Annotated in this window: 5 protein-coding genes and 1 pseudogene; all 6 read right to left on the bottom strand. The window is 46.6% G+C overall.

Annotated elements, in window-relative coordinates:
• Positions 1-71: 71 nt before the first annotated feature.
• Positions 72-347 (bottom strand): annotated as a pseudogene (locus tag ACOTYN_RS25615) (immunity protein Tsi6 family protein).
• 260 nt (positions 348-607) lie between these two features.
• Positions 608-1,678: an ADP-ribosylarginine hydrolase Tri1 gene (gene tri1, locus ACOTYN_RS25610; RefSeq protein WP_071922996.1), complete on the bottom strand. Its 1,071-nt coding sequence runs from the start codon at positions 1,676-1,678 to the stop codon at positions 608-610.
• 200 nt (positions 1,679-1,878) lie between these two features.
• Positions 1,879-2,226, bottom strand: coding sequence for an immunity protein Tsi6 family protein (locus ACOTYN_RS25605; RefSeq protein WP_045404268.1), 348 nt, complete (start codon positions 2,224-2,226; stop codon positions 1,879-1,881).
• Positions 2,219-3,481: a polymorphic toxin type 46 domain-containing protein gene (locus tag ACOTYN_RS25600; protein ID WP_045404269.1), complete on the bottom strand. Its 1,263-nt coding sequence runs from the start codon at positions 3,479-3,481 to the stop codon at positions 2,219-2,221. The genes ACOTYN_RS25605 and ACOTYN_RS25600 overlap by 8 nt, the downstream gene beginning before the upstream one ends.
• A 2-nt stretch (positions 3,482-3,483) precedes the next feature.
• Positions 3,484-4,278, bottom strand: a complete 795-nt coding sequence (locus ACOTYN_RS25595; RefSeq protein WP_332959726.1) for a DcrB-related protein — start codon at positions 4,276-4,278, stop codon at positions 3,484-3,486.
• 11 nt (positions 4,279-4,289) lie between these two features.
• Positions 4,290-5,390, bottom strand: a 1,101-nt coding sequence (locus ACOTYN_RS25590) for a type VI secretion system Vgr family protein (RefSeq protein WP_421634792.1), incomplete at its 5' end; no start/stop codon positions are given.

Below are 5,390 nucleotides of genomic sequence, written 5' to 3'. Positions count from 1 at the left end.
CCTATCTCTTATCTGGAGATACAGCTACTGTCTGGTGTTTCAGGGGGCTACATCAGAATGATCTTTAACCCTTACCCCATCTGCGAAGCTATATAATTAGCATTGGATAAATGCTCAGCAAGCTCGGCATCTGTTGTATCAAATTCTTTGGACGCGAGTACTCCAAGATTCAATGCATGTAATTTACTTTTGTCTTTTTCGGTACCGATTAAAATTTATTTAATATAATCCAACTGGCACTTCACCATAACATACGGTGAAAAATCAGGTTTTGCTTCCAATCGTTGATTAATTATATCAAGGGCATCATTGATATAATTAATCTCGGTATGATTTTCTTTATTCATGAGCAATCTCAAATATATCTTTTATCTTGATAAATACTTTAGCCTCCATCTTTAGACTGGCAGAGACTTTTTAAACCGACCAAATATCAGGCACAGGAGAACAACATTACCTGAAAGCTCAACTTTTGCTGAATATTTCGGCACATTCTCATATACAGGCAAAGTGAGTTTTTAGTCTCACATATAATCTCACATTAACCCAATATTTTCTGTTCAACTGAATGGCACGCTACAATAGCCGTGCCATAGGATTTATACAATTATAAAAAATTGTCCTCAGGTGCTCTATCGAATAATTCACCTGCCATTTTGGCGATACGTTCATGTTGCACGAGTTTATCTTTCCAGTCCTGCGGAATACCGGAATAACCATATAATGCGCCAGCTATTTGGCCCGCCGTCGCCGCAACGCTGTCAGCATCATCGGCAAGATTGGCGGCCAGTAGAATTGCATCACGGAAATTATCCGTATTCCATACTGACCACATCGCGGCCTCAAGCGTATCGATAACATAACCACTTGAACGAATCTGATCGCGAGTTTTTTGCTTATACTCACCCGCGTTTATGATCATTACACGCGCGCATAATGGGAAAACATGAGGCGAAAAAGCTTTTTCTTTTTGATATCCGTTAATTAAATAGTGCAATACCAATCCAAGAAATTGGCATGCATTAATTGACTCTACTGCTCCATGCGTTGCTCTACTCTGAGCCTGGGATTCGAAGTAAATCGCACGCAGCGATTTTCGACGAAAGATAGATACCGGGGCTTGACGAATAACCCCAGCATTACCAGCAGTGTGTTTCTCTGTATTGCCATACCAGGAAGGTCCGACACGCATATACTGTTCAAGCGCGAATCGCGTCGTATTCCCGATATCGAAGCACCGACCATTACTGCTATTATCTCCGTTAAGATACCATTTCAAGAGATATTTTCTAAGCACATCGGTATGCATTCTTTTTTCTGAAAGATAAGTCTCTGCCAGACATAATGCCATGGACGTATCATCTGTCCATTCACCAGGTTTTAATTGAAAAGGCCCGCCACCAATCATATCCTCTACATGTTCACTGTCTCTTTTCTTAAACTCAAGAGTGGTGCCGACGGCGTCCCCGGCAGCCAAACCGACCAGCGATCCAAGTGCCTTATCACGTGAAACATCTTCAGTTATGGTTAAAGGTAATGTTGCATCCCATGAGTGAGATGAATTCGACGCATCAAGACTAGTGTTTCTTCTTCCATTACGGATATTAATTGGCATGTAGCTACGATAACGATCGGCATAACGATTGATTACCGAGTCTTCACTGTGAAGATCTTCCATTATGCATTCTTTATAAAAGGATTAAACCAGGGAAACTGCGCATGACAGATTATAATCTATCATTCTCTCTTTTTTTCCGTGAAACAGAAGACTTAATTACATTAAAAAATGGAGATAGCAATCAAGTGTATATGATAGTTACAGCATAAAAGTGTTAACGATACCGGACAATCACATTTAAAAATCAAAAAAACTGCCTATCACTTACGATATCTTTTTTGCCTTTTCAGGTACTCTACGTCTTGCTCATGGGGAAGAATAACCTTCAACCCTTGCCCCATCTGCGAGGCTATATAATTAGCATTGGACAAATGCTGAGCAAGTTCGGCATCGGTAGTATCAAACTCTTTAGATGCAAGCACTCCAAGATTCAATGTGTGTAATTTACTTTTATCTTTTTCAGCACCAGTTAGAATAGATTTAATATAATCCAACTGATTTTTCGCCATAACATATAAAGAAAATGTAGGATTTTGTTCTAATCGATTATTAATTGCATCAATAGCATCATTGATATAATCTAGCGCGGTGTAATTTTCTTTATTCATGAGCCACCTTAAATATATCCTTTTCGCTTGAAAGCATCTGTATTGCCCCACCTTTTGTCTGATAGGGTACATCTTTCACTGACCAAGTATCAAGTGCGGGCAAAGAAGTACTACGTAACATTTCAACTTTTTGTTGTGAAACATACGGTTTTGCTACTTTATCAACAACTTGATCAGTGCCATAAATAGTACCTTTTGGATTGATACCCAACTCTGTTGGCTCAACATCTTCTCGAAGAGCATACCAGTTTCCCTGTCGTCCTCCTGGCACTTGGTTTTGATAGAGTGTTTTATTTCTGTTTATTGTTTCAACACTCACTCTATTTGTATAGTCAATGCCATTATCAAAGTCACGAATCTGTTGCGGAGTGAAGCCCTTAGATTCGAGCCAGTTTCTTGCCAGCTCTTTATTTCCTCTGGCTGTAATATCTCTATTGAGATCGCCCGTGCGTCCAAATTTTTCATTAAGTTCAGCTCTTCGGGCCGAAATATTTGGCTTAACCGGTTCGAGAACAGGCTTACCAGCCCGCCACGCATCAAACCTTGCCCCTCCCTTCATGCCAGCCCCGCCGCCGATAACGGAGCCGATCAGCATCCCCCATTTCTGACCGTCGCTGCCTTCGCCAAACAGCATTCCACCCGCGTAGCTACCCACAGTGCCACCGCCCATCGCACCGAGTGTACTCAGAAGTGCGATTGCCGGACTGGCCAGCACCGCCATGGCTCCGGCACCAACGGCGAGCATCGTCCAGTTCACCCACTCCGGGATTTCAGGACTTATTTCATCTGTCTGAACCTTGCTTCCACCGATAATAACATTACGCGATCCCTGACTAATCTCGGCGCTGCAAGTCAACTTATCGCCTGTGCGAGAGGCGGGAAAGTTGTTGATGTAAACTTTTATCGAACCTTCCGCAACCCGTTGCAGGCTACCGCTGTGCTCATCACACTCTCCGGCTGACAGATGAGCGCGGATAGCCTTTCGGCTGTTGATAAAGACATTGGGTGAACCTTCTTTTAGCGTACCGGTAGTATGGCGTGGAGCCCATGACATACTGCCGAGGAGCTCACCCAACCCACCCGCAGCACATGCCCCAGCCGCAACGGCAGAAACAGCAACCAACGCGGTCCCTCCGGTGACGACAACGGCAGCTGCGCCCAGAATTGCCCCACCAACCAATCCTGCGATCATCCAGCCTTTTGAGGCTGTATGAGCAATCTCATCATCTACGCGAGCGGCCAGACATTCGGACATAACTATTCGGCTCGCTGTGCCATCAGATACCCACGTATCCGATCGGGTGTATTAAGTTGGTCAGAACCAGAGACCTGGCGGCATACGGAAAGCTGTGAAAGCAAGTGATGTGATTTGTCTGAGGAAGTCGTCCAGAGCGCGTAACGAAGGGGTTGGCTGTCCGGAACGGGTGCAATACTGAGTGGTTTACCCCGCTTTTCAAAAAGCAAATACTGCCCCTCTTTCGCCCGCTGAAGCGAAAGGTGTCCATACAGTTCCTGAATGTTTTCAAAGACACTGAGTACCTTACTCTCACTATCAAGCGCAAAAAATGGCCCCTGGCTGTCGGCAGCGAGCATTTCCTGGGTTTCAGTCTGAGCCGGTTTGTGGAACTTAATACTGCGGATAATTTCCTGATATTGATTATGATAATAATCGCTAAACTCGCCCGGGCAAGTACCGATATAACACACCATCTTTTGGCCGACAGGTTGGTCACCGAGCAAAATAACGGTCTGCCTCTGGAAAATGATCGCATTATCATTTTTGAACTGATAATAAAGCTCAACCGCAGGGTGACCATCAACAGAGGTCATCTGAGAGGATTCGAGACGAAAGTCGGGCACCGTAATTTCCAGTTCACGCGCCAGGCGGGTAGCCGCATCATGGACTTTATCTTCATTTTTTGCCGTCGCACGAGAAACAACAAAAGTAAACTCGCTGGCTCCGTTATCACTCAGGGTAAATAAATTCATGGTTCTGTCTTTAAATACATCGGGTAAGGCGAGTGTTGCTTCCTGAAGAATATAATCAGCCATTCGGGTTACTCTTACTTGTTGCCATTAATAACAAAAAAACTATCCACTTCCTGTTGGATTTCACCCTGAAGGGATGCACCAGGCGGATCGATGACATTTCGTCCGTCATCAGGGTTCAAGTGCAATTCGCCGGAAAGCGTATTAATTTGTGCGTTCTGTTTTGCAGTAAAGTTAAAGTTATTACCAATGATATGAACGCTACCGTCTTTTGATAGCTCGATGGCGCTTTCACCACATTCCAGTCTCAGTGTATTTCCTGCGGAAAGTATAAAATTATTAACGACCTTATCGTTTCGACTGTTCCCCGTCAGGCATACCACATCGCCTTTAATCCCTGATTTCTGATTTTTCGCTACCCGTAAGGTTTCATCCTCACCAACAAACTGGGTTCGATTTTTTTCAGTAGAATGTGTTTCGTCGTTTTTAACGTTAATATCCAGATTGCGCTCGGCCTGGATCCACACCTGCTCTGCACCTGCTTTATCCTCAAAGCGCAGGGCGTTGGCGTTGTCCACGGAGCCGTCTTTCGTGCGGCTCATAAAGCCCATCTGCGTCGCCGCCGCCGGCAATGCCCACGGCGGCATGCTCGCGTCGTTATACACGCGCCCGGTAATAATCGGACGGTCCGGATCGCCGTTGATAAAGTCCACCACCACTTCGTCGCCGACGCGCGGGATTTGCACCCCGCCGTAGCCCTGGCCCGCCCACGCGCTCGACACGCGCACCCAGCAGGAGCTGGTGTCATCCCCCTTCGCCAGACGGTCCCAGTGGAACTTCACCTTCACGCGACCGTATTTGTCGGTCCAGATACTCTCGCCGTTCGGGCCCACCACCTTCGCGGTCTGCGGGCCGTAGGTGCGCGGCCACGCCGTGCTCTGCGCCGGGCGATAAGAGACCGACGCCGGGATGACCGTGAAATCGGTCCTGTGAACAGTTTCACCTTCGCCGCTGGCGTAGCGGTTCTCTTCGAAGTGGTAGCCCGCCGCCGTCACCAGATACTCGCCGTTATCGCTGAAGAACGGCGCGTTGGTCAGGGTGAAGGTGTGGCCCGGCGCAATCCCCGCCGCCGTGGCGGTGGCCTGAATCTGCTGGTGCTCAACCTGCCAGCGCTC

It is taken from the genome of Enterobacter cloacae complex sp. IR5458 (genome assembly GCF_049238025.1).
In the GTDB taxonomy this organism is placed as follows: domain Bacteria; phylum Pseudomonadota; class Gammaproteobacteria; order Enterobacterales; family Enterobacteriaceae; genus Enterobacter; species Enterobacter kobei.
The sequence above is the reverse complement of the archived record's forward strand: the minus strand, read 5'-3'. Positions and strand labels throughout refer to the sequence as shown.

Coding starts and splice junctions, on each gene's coding strand:
- tri1 (WP_071922996.1), bottom strand. CDS start 1,678: ATGGAAGATCTTCACAGTGAAGACTCGGTAATCAATCGTTATGCCGAT.
- ACOTYN_RS25605 (WP_045404268.1), bottom strand. CDS start 2,226: ATGAATAAAGAAAATTACACCGCGCTAGATTATATCAATGATGCTATT.
- ACOTYN_RS25600 (WP_045404269.1), bottom strand. CDS start 3,481: ATGTCCGAATGTCTGGCCGCTCGCGTAGATGATGAGATTGCTCATACA.
- ACOTYN_RS25595 (WP_332959726.1), bottom strand. CDS start 4,278: ATGGCTGATTATATTCTTCAGGAAGCAACACTCGCCTTACCCGATGTA.